Source organism: Kitasatospora sp. NPDC097605 (assembly GCF_040302725.1).
Lineage (GTDB): Bacteria > Actinomycetota > Actinomycetes > Streptomycetales > Streptomycetaceae > Kitasatospora.
Genome location: NZ_JBEOSF010000030.1, coordinates 88,933 through 103,671 on the forward strand (window position 1 = coordinate 88,933; position 14,739 = coordinate 103,671).

Sequence of the window (14,739 nt, forward strand, 5' to 3'; positions counted from 1 at the left end):
CGGAAGCGTGCCGCACGCGCTGCTGGTCTCCGGCTCCCTCGGCCAGGGCCACGACGTGATGGCCCGGGCCTGCGCGGACTCCCTGGAGGCCCGGGGCTGGACGACCGGCACGGTCGACGCGATGGCCCTGCTCGGGCATCGCGCCGGCACCGCCGGGGAGGCGGTGTTCCGGCGGCTGCTCGGCCTGCCCGGCCTCTACGACGCGTTCCACTTCTCCGCGCTGCGCCCCGGCGCCCGGATCGCCCTGCTCGCCGACGCGGCGGCCCGTCGGCGGCTGGTCCCGGCACTGCGGGCGCTCCTCCGGGAGCAGCGCCCGCAGCTGGTGGTGTCGGTGTTCGCCACGGCCACCTCGGCGGTCAACCGGCTGCGGGGCTCCGGCGACGCCCGCTTCCGCCACCTGGTCCTGTGCACCGACGTCACCCCGCACCGGCTCTGGGTGCAGGAGGAGACGGACCTGTTCCTGGTCACCTCCGAGGTCGCCGCCTGCGGTGTGCGGCGCTACCGCCCCGACGCACCGGTCGCCGTGCTGCCCGCCCCGCTGCGCGCACCGTTCTACCGCCCGCCCTCGCGCGCCGAGGCGCGGGCGGAGCTGGGGGTGCCGGCGGAGGCGCGCTGCGTGCTGCTGATGTCGGGCGCCTGGGGCCTCGGGCCGCTGGCCCGGACGGCGGCCGCGCTGGCCGACGCCGGTCCCCACGTCCTCGCCGTCGCCGGGAGCAACGCCGAGCTGGAACGCCGGCTGCGCCGCGCCGCCGGGCGCCGGCCGAGGCTGCACCCGTTCGGCTGGACGGACCGGGTGCCCGCCCTGATGGCCGCCGCCGACCTCGTGGTGACCAGTTCCGGCGACACCTGCAGCGAGGCCCGCGCCCTGGGCCGCAGACTGCTGCTCCTCGACGTCGTCCAGGGCCACGGCCGCGACAACCTCCAGCACGAACTGGAACTCGGCCACGCCGACGTCGTCTCCGCCCGCCCCGCCGAGGTCGTCCGCTCCGCCCTCGCCGCGGTCACCCGCCCCGAGCCGCCCCCCTCCCCCGGCGCCACCCCGGACGCCTGGCGCACCGGCTTCACGTCCGCCCTGGAACGGGTGGACCTGGCCTGACCGGCGTCGGACCGCTGTTCCCGGCCGTGCGGGGCCTCGGGTTCGAGGACGAAGACCGGGATCACCCGGTCGGCCTTCTGCTGGTACTCGGCGTACGGCGGGTATGCGGCGACCGCGCGCTGCCACCACTGGGCCCTCTCGTCGCCGGTGAGTTCACGGGCCGTCATGCTCCGGCGTCCGGGGCCGTCCTGGAGGTCCACCCGCGGGTTGGCCCTGAGGTTGAAGTACCAGTCGGGGTGGCTCGGGTAGCCGCCCTTGGAGGCCACCGCGGCGTAGCGGCCCTCGTGCTCCACGCGCATCAGCGGGATCTTGCGGATCCGGCCGCTCTTCGCGCCGCGCATCGTGACGATGACCACCGGCAGGCCGGTGTCCCAGAGCGTGGTGCCCCGGGTGCCGCCCGAGCTCTCGTACAGCTCGACCTGCTCGCGCACCCACTGCGCCGGGCTCGGGTCGTACTCGCCTTCGAGAGGCATCGCGGTCACTCCGTTCGTCGGGTACGGATGATGCCGGGACAGTCCAGCACAGGCGCGGCGGACCCCTGGGGACGCCGTGCCGGGTCCTGCCTCAGAAGAGGTCCAGCAGCTCCGTCAGGGACGCGACGGCGGGCACGTCCGGGGTGGCGTCCACGCGGCGGAGCGCCCGGCCCGCGTACCCGAGCGCGATCGCGGCGGCGACCAGCGCCGGGTCGTCGTCGATGAAGAGGCACTGCGCCGGGGGAAGGCCCAGTGCGGCGCTGGCGTGGTGGTACATGCGCGGGTCCGGTTTGGTGCAGCCGAGTTCCGCGGAGATCGCGTAGGCCTCGAAGAACCGTCCGATCCCCAGGCCCTCGTGCAGAGCGGGCAGGTCGGGCCAGGCGTCCGACACCACCGCCATCCGTACGCCCCGCCGGCTCAGTTCCTCCAGGGTCGCCATGACGTCGGGACAGGTCTCCAGGACCTCGGCCGGCGGCACCTCCCGGCGCAGGTCCGCGATCAGCCTCGCGGCCGGTGCCACACCGAGTGTGCGGAGCAGCACGCGGTGGTAGTCGTCGAGGTCGGGCGTCGACGGCGAGGCGTCGAGGAAACGGTCACCGGCGGCGATGGCCGCCGGGAACCGCTCCGGTGCGAGGTCGGGCCGGTGGGCGAGGACGGTCCGCTCGAAATCGGCGCGCGGGTTCCAGCGGCCGCCGATCGGCTGGATCAGCACTCCGCCGGAGTCGAAGAGCACAGCACGGAGGCCATCGGAGGAGGGTGCCGGTGTCGTCATCCGACCCAGTCTGCTGCCCGTGGGCCCGTCGGTCGACCCCTTCGTCAGCCCGGGACCGCGTGGTCGCGGAGGGGGCCGAGGGTGAGGCCGTGGGCGTGGCAGTGGGCGGCGATCAGGGGGAGGGCGGCGAGGGTGGCGCGCCAGGAGCCGGGGGTCGAGGTGCAGTCGGAGTCGTGGAGGAGGAGGGTGGCGCCGCCGGTGAGGGCGGGGCGGGCGGTGGCGTAGACGGAGAAGCCGGTGGCGCCCGGTTCCCAATCGCGGCCCCAGGCGGTCCAGAGCACGGGGCGCAGGCCGAGGCGGTGGGCGGCGAGGGCGGGGCCGGCGGTGAGGACGCCGTACGGGGGGCGGTACCAGGTCGGGCGCGTCCCGGCGAGGGCGGTGACGGCTTCGGTGGCGCGGCGGAGTTCGCGCAGGTCGCGGGCGGGGGCCGGGCGGTACTGGCGGCGGTGGTGCCGGCCGTGGACGGCGGCCTCGTGGCCCCGGGCGACCAGGTCGCGGCCGACGGCCGGGGCGCGTTCGAGCATGTCGCCGAGCAGGAAGAAGGTCGCGTGGACGCCGAGCGCGTCCAGGGCGTCCAGGATCGGCGGGGTGCCGCGCGGGTCGGGGCCGTCGTCGAAGGTGAGCGCGATGTGCCCCGGGTCGCCGTAGCCGGCGGTGCGGCGGGCGAGGTGGCGGCGGACCGGCGGCAGACGGACGGCGGCCGGGGCGAGGTGGAGCAGTTCCACCGCGGCGACGGAACCGAGGAGCAGGCCGGCGGCTCTCACCCGAAGCGGGAGGCCATCCGCCGGAACAGGCCCGGGGCGGCGCCGTGCAGGCGGGCCGGGTAGTCGAGCCAGTGCGGGACGAAGACCCGGTCGCGGTCGGTGGTGAGCGCCCCGAGGACGATGTCGGCGACGGCCTCCGGGGGGACGGGACGGGGGCGTTCGCGCTGGTAGCCGGTGCCTCGGGTGGCGAAGAACGGGGTCTCGACCGCGCCCGGCAGGATCAGCCGGACGCCGACGCCGGTGCCGCGCAGCTCGTACCAGAGGCTCTCGGCGAACATCGTCAGGCCGGCTTTGGTCGCCGCGTAGGCGGCCTCGTCGCGGACGCCGACCTGGCCGGCCATCGAGCCGAGCAGGACGATCCGGCCCCGGTCGCGCTCCAGCATCCCGGGCAGCAGCAGGCGGGCGAGCCGCAGCGGCGCGGCGAGGTTGACCTCCAGCATCCGGTCCAGGGTGTCGGCGGGGGTCCCGGCGAAGGGGCCGCGCCAGCCGATGCCGGCGCTGGCGATCAGCGCGTCCACCCGTCCGGCCGCGGCGAGGGCCGCCTCGGCGAGACGCTGGGCGCCGTCGGGCTTGGCGAGGTCGGCGGGCAGCGGCCGGCCGCCGGTGCGGGCGGCGACCGCGTCGAGCCGGGTCTGGTCGGTGCCGGAGAGCAGCAGCCGCCAGCCCGCGGCGGCGAGCCGGTCGGCGGTGGCGGCACCGATGCCCGAGGAGGCGCCGGTCACCAGGGCGATCGGCGGGTCGTCGGCGGGGCGCCGGCGGGCCCGGCGGGAGGGCGGATGGTCGTCGTCCGTGGTCATGGCACCTACCGCTCTGTGCGCGCCTCGCCGGCCGATTTGTCCGGCAAGTCACCTTCGCACGGCGGAGCCGTCCGAGCGACCGGGGTGGGGCCCAGCTCGGCCTCCACCTCGCCGAAGCGGGAGAGCACGAAGGTGCCGCCGACCGCCACCGCGAAGCCGGTCAGCGCGCACCAGGCGTAGCCGGGGCGGGCGGCGTCGCCCAGCACGGCCACCCCGACCAGCGCCGGGCCGAAGGTCTCCGAGACGGTGCCGGCGGCGGTCGCGGCCGTCACCGTGCCGCGCTGCAGCGCGAGCGCGTACGCGAGGTACCCGCCGAGGCCGCCCAGGGCCAGCCCGTACGCCGCCGGATCGGTGAACACGTCGAGCGGGCCGGAGACGTCGAGGACCCGGACGGCGAGGCTGGTCACGCCGAAGCCGACGCCCGCCAGCAGGCCGAGGCCGACGGCCGCCGCGGTGTCCCTGCGGCGGGCGAGCAGCAGGGTGAGCAGCAGCATCAGCACGGTGGTGCCCAGCAGCGCCCAGTGGAACGCGGCCGGCGCGTGGTCGCGGCCCGCCTCACCGGAGCCGACCGCCAGCAGGGTGAGTCCGACCACGACGGCGACGATGCCGAACAGGTCGGCGCGGTGCAGCCGGGCGCCGAGCAGCCGGGCGGCGGCGAGCGCGGTGACGGCGAGGCTGGCGTTGGTGACGGCCTGGACCAGGAAGAGCGGCAGGGTGCGCAGGGCGACGATGCTCAGCGCGAAGCCCACGATGTCCAGGCCGGTGCCGAGCAGGAACCGCCAGGAGCGGACCAGCGCGGCCAGCAGCCCGACCCGTACCCGGTCCGCGTGCGGGGCCTCGCGCGCGCCACCCGCCTGGAACACCGAGCCGAAGCCGAAGCAGACGGTGGCGACCAGGGCGGTGGTGAGTCCGAGCAGCATGGCCCTCCCGGCGTCGCGGGCTCCCCCGGGAAGCGGGGGTCACCCTCAGTCTCCGCCGGGCGCGGACGGGCCGCAGCGGGGGGGACGGGCCGGTGCGGCCTCCCGCCGGCCGGACCGGCCGGCGGGAGTCCGGAGCTACTCCCAGAGCCCGGAGCAGCTGTAGCCGTAGGTCGACCGTTCCGGTCCGGACTTGATGTGGAAGCGGGTGATGTGCCCGTGGCAGATGCCGCCGTCGGGAGCGACCTCCAGCAGCGCGGCATCGACCAGGAGGCGGTTGACCTGCTGTCCATCGGCTTCGGTGATGCGCTTCAGGAAGGCATGCGGCCCCTTGCGGAACTCGGCCCACTCCTCCTCGGTGAACTCGACCTCCCAGAATTCGATCTCGTGGTCCTCCTGCTGGTACTGCGGTGTGAATCTGGCCATGATCGGTGACCCCGCAATCGTGGACGGCCCCCGTGCCCCCGTACCTCCAGGCTTCCGCTCGCCCACGCTCCCGGCAACCGCGACCACGCACGGTGACCGGAGCCGAGGACGGGGCGGCGGGCTCAGCGCCCGGGCGGCGGGCCGGCGACTGCGGCGAAGACGCCGTTGGCGACGGGGAGCGCGATCACGAGCACGAGTGCGTCGAGGAGGTTCTCCGCCGTCCCGCCCGGGAGGCAGTACTCCGCCACCTCCAGGCCGGCGACGCCCACCAGGCCCAACGCGGCCAGGCCGGCCGGCACCCCGCGCCGGCGGTGCGGCGGGCGCTTGCCGTAGTAGTCGTGGGCGACCCAGGTCGCGAACATGATCAGGACTCCCGGGGGGACGCCGTCGGTCGAGTCGTCCCCCAGCAGCAGCCGGGCGAGCAGGGTGATCAGGCCGATGCTCACCAGCCCCACGAGTTCGGCGACCACCGTCGCCGTCACCACGGCCCGTACGTGCATGTCCCGCCCCCTCGGCGCTCGCCCTGCGGGGAGGGTACCCCCGGCCGCCGTCAGCCGGCCCGGCCGGTTCCCTCGGCGAGGACGGGGAGGGCGGACCAGGCGGGCGGGAGGGAGTCGGGGCGGGGGTGGAGGGTGTAGTGGTGCGGGGCCATCGCGGTCTCCCGGCCGGGGAGCGCGGCCATCACCGCGCGGTGGACGGCGGCCGGGGTGAGGTCCGGGTCCGCGGTGGCGATCCGGGCGGCGAGGCCGTCCTCGGTGAGGGTGAGGTCGATCGCCGCGGCGGCCGCGCCGAGGGCGTCGGAGAGCAGGGCGCGGACGGCGGCGAGGTCGACCCAGTCGGCGCCGACGCGGTGCCAGTCGCCCGTCCGGGTGGCGGGGCGCACCCCGCTGAGCTCGGCCAGCTCGGTGAGCGGGACGGGACGGTCGGCGGCGGCCGCGAGGACGGCGGGCACGGCGCGGGCGAGGCGCTCGGTGTCCTCCCGGCCGAGCACCTGGGGGCAGGCGAGCAGGACGAACTCCAGCGTTCCGGCGGTGCGCAGGATGTTCATCATGAGCCGGACCGCCAGCGGCTGGTCGGGCAGCCACTGCACCTCGGGGTCGGCGGTGGGCGCGGGGCGGGCGTCGGACAGCGCCTCCGGGATGGCGAGGCTGAGGTCGTTGACGACGACCTGGCGGGTGAAGCGGGCGCCGCGCCGCTCGGCGACGTCCTCGATCAGCCGCCAGACCCGGTCGGCGTTCAGGGTGCTGTGCCAGTAGCCGGTGAAGGAGGCGGACTTGGTCCGGCCGATCAGCGCGTCGAGGTCGCCGGCCGCGGTGTCGAGGGCGATCAGCGCGTCCTGGGCGAGGGTGCCGACGTGGTCGGCGAGCGCGGCGCGCTGGCGGTTGGCGGACAGCGCCGAGATCACCAGGTCGGTGCGGTCGGCGCGGTGCGCGGTGAGGGCGGCGAAGACGGCGAGCAGGACGACCGACGGGCTGGCGGCGGTGCGCCGGCAGGTGGCTTCGAGGTCGGCGGCGGCGGTGCGCGAGCGCAGGAGCACGGTGGCCAGCGGGTCCGGCAGGCCGGTGATGCCGTCGGCGCCGAAGACCACCGCCGGGCCGGTGGTGAGGATCGACTCCCAGTGCTTGAGCGCGGCGGCGGTCTTGCGCCGGCCCTGGCCGCTCTGCTCCTGCGCGGCCACCTGGAGCGGGGTGCGGGAGGGGGCGGGCGGAAGCTCCTTGCCGGCGGCGAGGTCGGTCCAGTCCCGGATGAGCAGGGTGACGGCCGCGCCGTCGGCGCCCGCGTGGCAGACCGTCACGACCAGGCGGCGCACCAGCTCGCCGTCCGCGACGAGGGCGAAGCGCAGCCGCGGGGCCGCCGCCAGGTCGAACGGCAGGGCGACGTCGGTGCGCCCCCACTCATCGGCGAGCGCGTCGAGTTCGGCGTCCGTCCGGTCGCCGGCGGCCACCGTGGTGACGGTGAACCCACCCTCGGCGCCGACCTCCTGGCACTCGGGGTAGGCGCCCTCGCCGGGGCCGGGCGGGAAGGCGGTGCGCAGCGACTCGTGGCGCTCCACCAGGACGCGCAGCGCGTCGACGGCGGCGGTCACGGTGGTGCCGTCGGGGACCGGCCAGGCGGAGGCCTGGTTGATCTGCTCGGGCCGGTCGCGCCTGATGCAGCGGATCATGTTGTCCTGGCCGAGGGTGAGCGGTCCGCGACCGCCGCCCGCGCCGCGGTACCGGACCGTGATCCGCCCGCTGGTCTCTTCCACGTCGTACGTCACCTCGGACGCGCCCTTCGGTTCGACAGGTCTCGGCGGGATGCGGTCGGGACGCTATCAGCGGGCCGATCTTCCGGTCCAGACCAGAAATCTGGGATCCCAGCGGGGCCTGACCATGCGTCCTGATAGTGCGTCAACTACCTGACATGACAAGGTCATTGGAAGGATTCCAGGTGCGGACGCGGGCCTGGAACGGACGGTCGCCGACGGCCGCGACGGCGGCGCGGAACGGGCCGGGCGCGGGCACGTCGTCGACCCGGCACGGGCTCGTTCCGAGCGCGCCGGGGTCGGCGAGCAGCACCGGCGCCGGGCCGGCCAGCGGCAGCCCGAAGCCCTGGACGAGCCGTCCGCCGTAGGCCTTGACGCAGGCCTCGCGGCGGCACCACAGCACGGTGAACCGCTCGGCGGGCGCCGGGTCGGCCGCGACCAGCTCCGCCTCGGCCGCGGGGAAGTAGCGCCGGGCCAGGCGCACGGCGCTGCGGGCGTCGCGGACCTCCTCGACGTCGACGCCGACGGCGCGGCCCTCGGCGAGGGCGACGGCCGCGAGGGCTCCGGAGGCGGACTGGTTGACGGCCAGCCCGTCGAGCTCGGGCTTGCCGTGCGGCCCCCGGCGCCAGGCGAGCCGCGCGGGGTCGCGGCCGAGCCGGGCACCGGCGAGCAGCCGGACGGCGCCGTGGGCGACGGTGAACCGCCGTCCGGCGCGCGGGTCCGGCCCGTCGGCCCGGGCGCGTTCGGCCGGGTCGAGCAGCTCGCGCAGCGCGCGGACCACCGGCTCGGGCTGGTCGGTGGGGATCAGCCACACGTCGACGCGGTCCGCACCGCCCCCAGGGCCCGGGGCGGCGCCGGCCGTCACGGCTTCGGGCCGGCGCGCAGGGTCAGGGTGGAGAGCACGCCGAGCCGCGGATCGAGGTCGGCCACCAGCACGGGCCGCCGTTCGGCCCGCCAGGCCGGCAGCCGCTCGGCGAGCGCGGACCAGACCCCGGTGAACGGCTGGCCCGCGGGCGCGCGGACGGCGTCCAGGCCGGGCACCTCCAGGGCGGCGGAGAGCAGGACGGCGGCCCCCTCCCCCAGTTCCTTCGCCTGCCGGCGCACCTCCTCGGCGGCGGATTCGGCATCGGCCCCGGTGTCCTGGCGGACGGCCAGTTCCTCGCCCGGCGCCGGTTCGCAGACCAGGACGACCGCGCAGTGCCGGTCGGGCAGGGTGACCGGCGCGGCCGGCTCGTAGTGCAGGGCGGTCTGCTCGGCGAGCACCACCACCGCCCGGCGGGCGAAGCCGGTCCGCCGGTAGGCGTCGACGGCGCGCAACGCGCCGAACGCCCCGGCGGTGCCCTGGTCGCAGAGCGCCAGCGCGACGGGGGTGCCCGCGCAGGAGCGGCTGAGCGCGAGCGAGGTGGGCGCGCCGGGCCGGACGTCGGGCGAGTCGAAGGCCTGGATGAGCACGTCCGCCGGCTCGTCGGGGCCGAGCGCCTCGGCGAGCAGGCCGGCGGCGAGCTCCTCGTAGGCGTGGCCGACGCCCTCGGCCAGCAGGTCCTCGCGCAGCGCCAGGCCGTAGGGGCGGACCAGGTCGGAGACGAAGACCCGCAGGTCGGGGTCGAGGGAGCGTTCGGAGCGACCGTCGGCGTACCGCGTCAGCACCCGGGTGAGAGCCGGTGCGGCGGGCACCGGTCAGTCCTCGGGGATGATGTGCGAGGCGACGTAGTCGGCCAGCTTGGTGACCGAGCGCAGGTCGTCCTCGGTGATCTGCTCGACGTCGACCTGGATGTCGAGCGTCTCCTCGACCTCCAGGATCAGCTCGATGGTGCCGGCCGAGGTGAGGCCGAGGTCGTCGAAGAGGCAGGCGTTCTCGGGGATCTCGGGCAGGTCCCGCTTGAGGACGCGCGGCAGCAGTTCGCCGAGGCTGTGCAGGATCCGGTCGCGCAGCTCGGTGTCGGTGGTCTGGACCACTTGGTCGGACATGGGTGGGACCGTCCCGTCGTGCGTGATGGGGTGGGAGCGGGGTGGCCGGGGAACCGGCGCCCGGGGTGGAGGGACTGACGAATGGTCAGTGCTCGACGACCATGGCGGAGAAGGTCGCTCCGATGCCCGCGGAGGCGACGAGGTAGCGATCACCGCGGGCGAGCAGCCCCTGCGTGGTGGCGGTGTGCAGGTTGATCAGGCTGTCCGCTGCGAAACTGTGCCCCACGGCGGGCACGTTGTCCAGCAGCACCTTCCCGATCGGGAAACCGATCCGGCGCGCGATCATCCGCCAGGAGGCCTGGTTGACGTTGTGCGGGAGCAGCAGCGCGAGGTCGGAGAGGTCCAGACCGGCCTGGTCGAGGGCGGCCTCGATCACCTCCACCATCACCGCCGGGTAGTCCCGCTGGTAGCGGGCCAGCAGTTCCGGGTCCTCGGCCAGCCGGCCGTCGAACTCGGGGCGCTGGCGCAGCACGTAGGACAGCACCCGGTCCCGCTCGCCGCCGGCGCTGACCAGGCAGGCGGCCGCGCCCTCGGCGAAGATGCCCGTCTCGGGCACCACCTGGGCGTCCTTGGTGAAGGTCTTCTCCCCGGCGAGCACCAGGGCCAGCGCCTCCCGGTCGGGTTCTCCGGCGAGCAGGCGGCCGGCCAGGTCGACGGCCAGCAGGCCGACCGCGCAGGCGTGGTGGGTGACGGTGAAGGCCTGGGCGTGGCCGAGGCCGTGGCGGTGGAGCAGGTCGTGCAGGGGGTTGAGCGGGTACGGCACCGCCACCGGCATGCTGCGCGCGTGGATCACGAAACGGACGTGCCGTTCGCGTCCGCGCAGCTCCGGCAGGGCGTCGACGGCGGCGCCGAGCAGGTCGGGCAGCTTCCCGTCCGGGTCCAGTCGCAGCTGGTCCAGGCCGTGGAAGCGGCGGAAGAGTCGAAGTTGACGTGGGGTCAGGCCGATGCGCTCGCCCACTGCCTCGATGGGCACGATGTGGTGGGGGAGGTGAACGGCCACTGCCTCCAGTGCGGTCACGCGGGCTAGTATTCCCACGCCCGACGGGTCCGCACAAGTGATCTCGGGCGGTTGCGCGGCACACAGCCCGCACATCCCACGCATGGAACGCGCACTCTCGTGCCGCCGTCCCCCCGCCCCCGCTTCGTCGAGCCGGTGGAGTCCCTGATGACCGATCGTGAACCTCCCATCGCCGTACCGCCGGTCCGTCCGGCGCTGGTGTCCCTGCTGGCCGACGTCGCGCAGGCGCCGCCCGGCTGGGCCGCGCGGGTGACCCCGCAGGCCCGGCTGGACGGGGACCTGCTGCTCGACGAGACCGAGCTCGCGGCGCTGCACGAGGGCCTGCGGCGCGGCTTCGGCCCGTCGGTGGACCTCGCCGCGCTGCGGGCCGGGCTCGACCTGGCCGGACTGGAGGCGCTGACCGTCGCCGACGTCGAGCGGCTGCTGCCCGCGGAGGACGCCCGATGAGCCGCTTCCTGCTGGTGGTCCCGCCGCTGACCGGGCACGTCAACCCGACCGTGGGCCTGGCCCGGGAGCTGGTCGCGCGCGGCCACGAGGTGGCCTGGACCGGCACCGAGTCGGCGCTGCGCCCGCTGCTCGGGCCCGACGCGACGGTGTTCGGCACCGGCACCCGGGCCTTCCGGGCGCAGGGCGGGCACGGGCTGGCCGCCGTCCGCTCGCTCTGGGAGGGCTTCATCGTCCCGTACGCGCGGTTCACCGTGAAGGCGCTGGACACGGCGGTGCGCGAGTACCGGCCGGACGCGCTGCTGGTGGACCAGCACACCCCGGCCGGGGCGCTGGTGGCGCACCGGCACCGGCTGCCCTGGGGCACCCTGGCGCCCGGTGCGATGGAGCTGGGGCGGCCGTTCCGGGCCCTGCCGCTGGTCGAGGAGTGGATGACCGGCCTGCTCCGGGGCCTGTGGCGGCGGGCCGGGCTGCCCGAGGAGGAGTACACCGACCCGCGGTTCTCCCCCGCGCTGGTGCTCGCCTTCACCGGCCCGGCGCTCACCGGCCCGGCGCCGGCCGGGGCCGAGCCGACCGGCGCCGAGCCGCTGCCGGCGCAGTACGCCCTGGTGGGGCCGGTGCTGGCGGACCGGCCGGCCGATCCGGACTTCCCCTGGGAGCGGCTGCTGCCGGACCGCCGGCGGGTGCTGGTCACCATGGGCACCCTCTCCGGCGAGCTGGGCGCGGACTTCCTGGCCCGGGCGGCGCGGGCGCTGGAGCTCACCGGGCCGGAGGTGCAGCCGGTGTTCGCGGCGCCGGGCGAGCTGCTGCCCGCGCTGCCCGCCGGCGCGGTGGCGGTGGACCGGGCGCCGGTGCTGGAGCTGATGCGGCGCGGGGTGCTGGACGCGGTGCTGTGCCACGGCGGGATGAACACCGTCGGCGAGGCGCTGGCACACGGACTTCCGCTGGTGACGGCACCGATCCGGCACGACCAGCCGTTCGTGGCGGATCAGGTGGCGGCCGCCGGGGCGGGGCTCCGGGTGCCCTTCGCCCGGGTGACGCCGGATCAGCTCGGCGGGGCGCTGCGGCGCGTGCTGGAGGAGCCCGGGTTCCGGGCCGCGGCGGCCCGGGTCGGGGCCGAACTGCTGGCCGGCGGCGGGGCCGTGACGGCCGCCGACCGGGTGGAGGCACTGGTCGCGGCGGGTGCCCGTCCGGCCAATCCACTGGTCTAGGCCATTGTTTCCGGGGCGCCGCAGACTCTAGGGTGGCCCGCAGCACCGCTTCCCAGGTGCCCCGCGCGCCGTCTTCCCGGCGCCCCGGCAACCCATCCCCGCTCGGGAGTTCTGGTTGATCGTGACCAAGGGGCTGAGAAAGTCCTACCCTTCCAAGAAACGCGGCCAGCCCCCCGTGGACGCCGTCCGAGGCATCGACCTGGACGTCGAGCCGGGTGAGATCGTCGGCTTCCTCGGCCCCAACGGCGCCGGGAAGACGACCACCCTGCGCATGCTCGCGACCCTGATCCGCCCCGACGGCGGGGAGGCCCGGATCGCCGGCGCCGACCTGTTCGCCGACCCCGCCGAGGTCCGCCGCCGGATCGGCTACGTCGCCCAGGGCGGCGGCACCACCGACGCCGTGACCGCCCGCGAGGAACTCGTGATGCAGGCGCGGATGCACGGCAAGGGCAAGGCCGAGGCGCTGAGCCGCGCCGAGAACGCGCTCAAGGCCTTCGAGCTCACCGAGTTCGGCGACCGGCCGTGCCGCACCTACTCCGGCGGCCAGCGCCGCCGCCTGGACATCGCGCTCGGCGTCATCCACGCGCCGCAGGTGCTGTTCCTCGACGAGCCCACGGTCGGCCTCGACCCGGCCAGCCGCGGCCACGTCTGGGCCGAGATCCGGCGGCTGCGCGACGAGGGCATGACCGTCGTCGTCACCACCCACTACCTCGACGAGGCCGACGCGCTCTGCGACCGCGTCTCCATCGTCGACCACGGCGGCATCGTCGCCGAGGGCACGCCGGAGACGCTCAAGCGCGAGATATCCGGCGACGTCGTGCTCATCGGGCTCGGCCCCGGCGAGGCCGAACGGGCCGCCAAGGCGCTGCGCGAGCAGCCCGACCTGCCGGACCTGCACCGTCTGGAGCTGAACGGCGAGGACGGGGTGCGGCTCTACCTGGACGACGGCGCCGCCGCCGTGCCGCGGCTGCTGCGCGCGCTGGACGCGGCCGGTGTCGTCACCGGCACCGTGCAGCTGCAGCGGCCCAGCCTGGACGACGTGTTCCTGGCCCGCACCGGCCGCTCCATCGAGCAGTCCTGACCGCACCTCCGGATCCCCTAGGAGGGGCCCCATGAAGCTCGCCCGCGACACCTGGCTGGTCTTCCACCGCCAGCTGCTGCTGATGTGGCGAACACCGGTGTGGATCGCCGTCGGGGTGATCCAGCCGATCTTCTACCTGCTGCTCTTCGCGCCGCTGCTCAAGAAGGTCCTGGAGCCGATGGGCGCCAGGACCTACGCCGAGGCCTACCAGATCTACGTGCCGGGTCTGTTGGCGGTGCTGTGCATCTTCGGCGGCCTGTACACCGGCTTCAGCCTGCTCGGCGAGCTGCGGGCCGGGATCATCGAGCGGGCCCGGGTCACCCCGGTCAGCCGGCTCGCCCTGCTGCTCGGCCGGGCGCTGCGCGAGACGGTGGCGCTGCTCGTCCAGGCGGTGATCATCACGCTGATCGCGCTGCCGTTCGGCCTGCGGGTCGGGCCGGTGGACCTGCTGCTGGCCTTCCTGCTGATGGGCCTGCTGGCGCTGATGACCTCGACGATCTCCTACGGGATCGCCCTGGTGCTGCCGGCCGACGAGGCGATGGCGCCGGTGGTGAACACCGTCGCCCAGCCGATCGCGCTGCTCTCGGGCACGCTGCTGCCGCTGGCGCTGGCGCCGATGTGGCTGCAGACGATGGCCAAGTGGAACCCCTTCTACTGGGCCGTGGAGGGGATGCGCTCGCTGTTCGCGGGTCACCTCGACGACCGGGTGGTCTGGCAGGGCCTGCTGGTGGTCGCGCTGATGACGGTGGCGGCGGTGTACTGCTCGGCCCGGCTGTTCTCGACCCGGGTGCGCTGAGGCCGGGTGCGCTGAGGCCGGATGCGGTGTACCCGGGGGCGCTGGGCCCGGGTGATGCGGGCGGCGGGCCGGGCCGGTGCGGCTGCGGTCCGCCACCGGGCCGTCAACGCAGGTGGGACGGTCGGCGGTTGGTTGTCCCGGCGCCCGCGGCGGCCCTATGGTCGGGTCAGCCGATCGTCCGTTCGCCCGTACGTCGAGAGGAAACCCGCATGAGCCTCCGGTCCGAGCACACCCCGGCCGCCGACCGCCCCGGCACGCCCGCGCGGCGCCGCGGCACCCGCCTGGCCATCGCGGGCGGGGCGATCGCCGCACTGCCGGTGGTGGGCCTGCTCGCCGCCACCCCGGCTGCCGCCAAGCCGCCGATCAAGGTCGCCGGCGCCGCGCCGGTGGCCGCCGTCGCGGCCAAGCCCCCGGTCAAGGCCATCGCGGCCAAGCCGCCGGCGAAGGCGGTCGCCGCGAAGCCCCCGGTCAAGGCGGTCGCCGCCAAGCCCCCCATCAAGGCCGTCTCGGCCAAGCCGCCGACGAAGGCCGTCGCCGCCAAGCCGCCGGTCAAGGCGATCGCGGCCAAGCCGCCCATCAAGGCCCCCGGGGCGGACCGGCGCTGACCCCGGACGGTCCGGAACGCCACGACGGCGGTGCCCCCTGCTCCAAGGGGGCACCGCCTCGCCGGTGCCGCTGATGAAGCTGGTCGAGCTGGTCCGCGGCTACAAGACCAGCGACGAGACGCTGGA

General features: G+C 75.7%; 17 protein-coding genes and 1 pseudogene. 6 read left to right on the plus strand and 12 right to left on the minus strand.

The features are described from left to right. The first annotated feature begins 7 nt into the window (after positions 1-7). Complete coding sequence (locus tag ABTX81_RS28080) at positions 8-1,096, plus strand: MGDG synthase family glycosyltransferase (RefSeq protein WP_350550968.1); 1,089 nt, start codon at positions 8-10, stop codon at positions 1,094-1,096. Positions 1,097-1,131: 35 nt separating this feature from the next. On the opposite strand, the pseudogene ABTX81_RS28085 reads toward ABTX81_RS28080, so the two are convergent. From ABTX81_RS28085 to ABTX81_RS28140, 12 genes and pseudogenes are all read right to left on the minus strand, one after another. Beyond that, a pseudogene (locus ABTX81_RS28085) lies at positions 1,132-1,569 on the minus strand (nitroreductase family deazaflavin-dependent oxidoreductase); the annotation flags it as partial. 91 nt (positions 1,570-1,660) lie between these two features. Next, positions 1,661-2,302 (minus strand): HAD family hydrolase, encoded by a 642-nt coding sequence (locus ABTX81_RS28090; protein ID WP_350550971.1) that lies wholly within the window; start codon positions 2,300-2,302, stop codon positions 1,661-1,663. An 83-nt stretch (positions 2,303-2,385) separates the two neighbouring features. Continuing rightward, complete coding sequence (locus tag ABTX81_RS28095) at positions 2,386-3,105, minus strand: polysaccharide deacetylase family protein (protein ID WP_350550973.1); 720 nt, start codon at positions 3,103-3,105, stop codon at positions 2,386-2,388. Then, positions 3,102-3,902 carry an SDR family NAD(P)-dependent oxidoreductase gene (locus tag ABTX81_RS28100; RefSeq protein ID WP_350550976.1) on the minus strand — a complete coding sequence of 267 codons (801 nt, stop codon included), beginning with the start codon at positions 3,900-3,902 and terminating at the stop codon, positions 3,102-3,104. Before ABTX81_RS28100 ends, ABTX81_RS28095 begins: the two co-directional genes overlap by 4 nt. A 5-nt stretch (positions 3,903-3,907) precedes the next feature. Then, entirely contained in the window at positions 3,908-4,822 is a 915-nt protein-coding gene (locus ABTX81_RS28105) for a DMT family transporter (protein WP_350550979.1), read from the minus strand. A 135-nt stretch (positions 4,823-4,957) separates the two neighbouring features. Beyond that, complete coding sequence (locus ABTX81_RS28110) at positions 4,958-5,245, minus strand: hypothetical protein (protein WP_350550982.1); 288 nt, start codon at positions 5,243-5,245, stop codon at positions 4,958-4,960. Positions 5,246-5,367: 122 nt separating this feature from the next. Continuing rightward, on the minus strand, positions 5,368-5,745 hold the full coding sequence (locus ABTX81_RS28115; protein ID WP_350550985.1) for a hypothetical protein: 378 nt from the start codon (positions 5,743-5,745) through the stop codon (positions 5,368-5,370). A 50-nt stretch (positions 5,746-5,795) separates the two neighbouring features. After that, entirely contained in the window at positions 5,796-7,493 is a 1,698-nt protein-coding gene (locus tag ABTX81_RS28120; RefSeq protein WP_350550988.1) for a condensation domain-containing protein, read from the minus strand. Between the two features lie 142 nt (positions 7,494-7,635). Beyond that, positions 7,636-8,304 (minus strand): 4'-phosphopantetheinyl transferase family protein, encoded by a 669-nt coding sequence (locus ABTX81_RS28125; protein ID WP_350550991.1) that lies wholly within the window; start codon positions 8,302-8,304, stop codon positions 7,636-7,638. A gap of 47 nt (positions 8,305-8,351) precedes the next feature. Beyond that, a complete protein-coding gene (locus ABTX81_RS28130; RefSeq protein ID WP_350550994.1) occupies positions 8,352-9,164 on the minus strand; it encodes a hypothetical protein in 813 nt (270 codons plus the stop codon). A gap of 3 nt (positions 9,165-9,167) precedes the next feature. Then, a complete protein-coding gene (locus tag ABTX81_RS28135) occupies positions 9,168-9,458 on the minus strand; it encodes an acyl carrier protein (protein WP_350550997.1) in 291 nt (96 codons plus the stop codon). Positions 9,459-9,543: 85 nt separating this feature from the next. Then, positions 9,544-10,476 carry a 3-oxoacyl-[acyl-carrier-protein] synthase III C-terminal domain-containing protein gene (locus ABTX81_RS28140; RefSeq protein ID WP_350551000.1) on the minus strand — a complete coding sequence of 311 codons (933 nt, stop codon included), beginning with the start codon at positions 10,474-10,476 and terminating at the stop codon, positions 9,544-9,546. 147 nt (positions 10,477-10,623) lie between these two features. Here ABTX81_RS28140 and ABTX81_RS28145 point away from each other — a divergent pair, with 147 nt between their 5' ends. The 5 genes from ABTX81_RS28145 (at position 10,624) to ABTX81_RS28165 (ending at position 14,613) form a co-directional block, all read left to right on the plus strand. Continuing rightward, a complete protein-coding gene (locus ABTX81_RS28145) occupies positions 10,624-10,923 on the plus strand; it encodes a hypothetical protein (protein WP_350551003.1) in 300 nt (99 codons plus the stop codon). Next, on the plus strand, positions 10,920-12,131 hold the full coding sequence (locus ABTX81_RS28150; RefSeq protein WP_350551005.1) for a glycosyltransferase: 1,212 nt from the start codon (positions 10,920-10,922) through the stop codon (positions 12,129-12,131). The genes ABTX81_RS28145 and ABTX81_RS28150 overlap by 4 nt, the downstream gene beginning before the upstream one ends. 175 nt (positions 12,132-12,306) lie before the next feature. Next, entirely contained in the window at positions 12,307-13,212 is a 906-nt protein-coding gene (locus ABTX81_RS28155; protein WP_350551007.1) for an ATP-binding cassette domain-containing protein, read from the plus strand. A 31-nt stretch (positions 13,213-13,243) separates the two neighbouring features. After that, complete coding sequence (locus ABTX81_RS28160) at positions 13,244-14,008, plus strand: ABC transporter permease (protein WP_350551010.1); 765 nt, start codon at positions 13,244-13,246, stop codon at positions 14,006-14,008. A 209-nt stretch (positions 14,009-14,217) separates the two neighbouring features. After that, on the plus strand, positions 14,218-14,613 hold the full coding sequence (locus ABTX81_RS28165) for a hypothetical protein (RefSeq protein ID WP_350551012.1): 396 nt from the start codon (positions 14,218-14,220) through the stop codon (positions 14,611-14,613). The last annotated feature ends 126 nt before the right edge of the window (positions 14,614-14,739 follow it).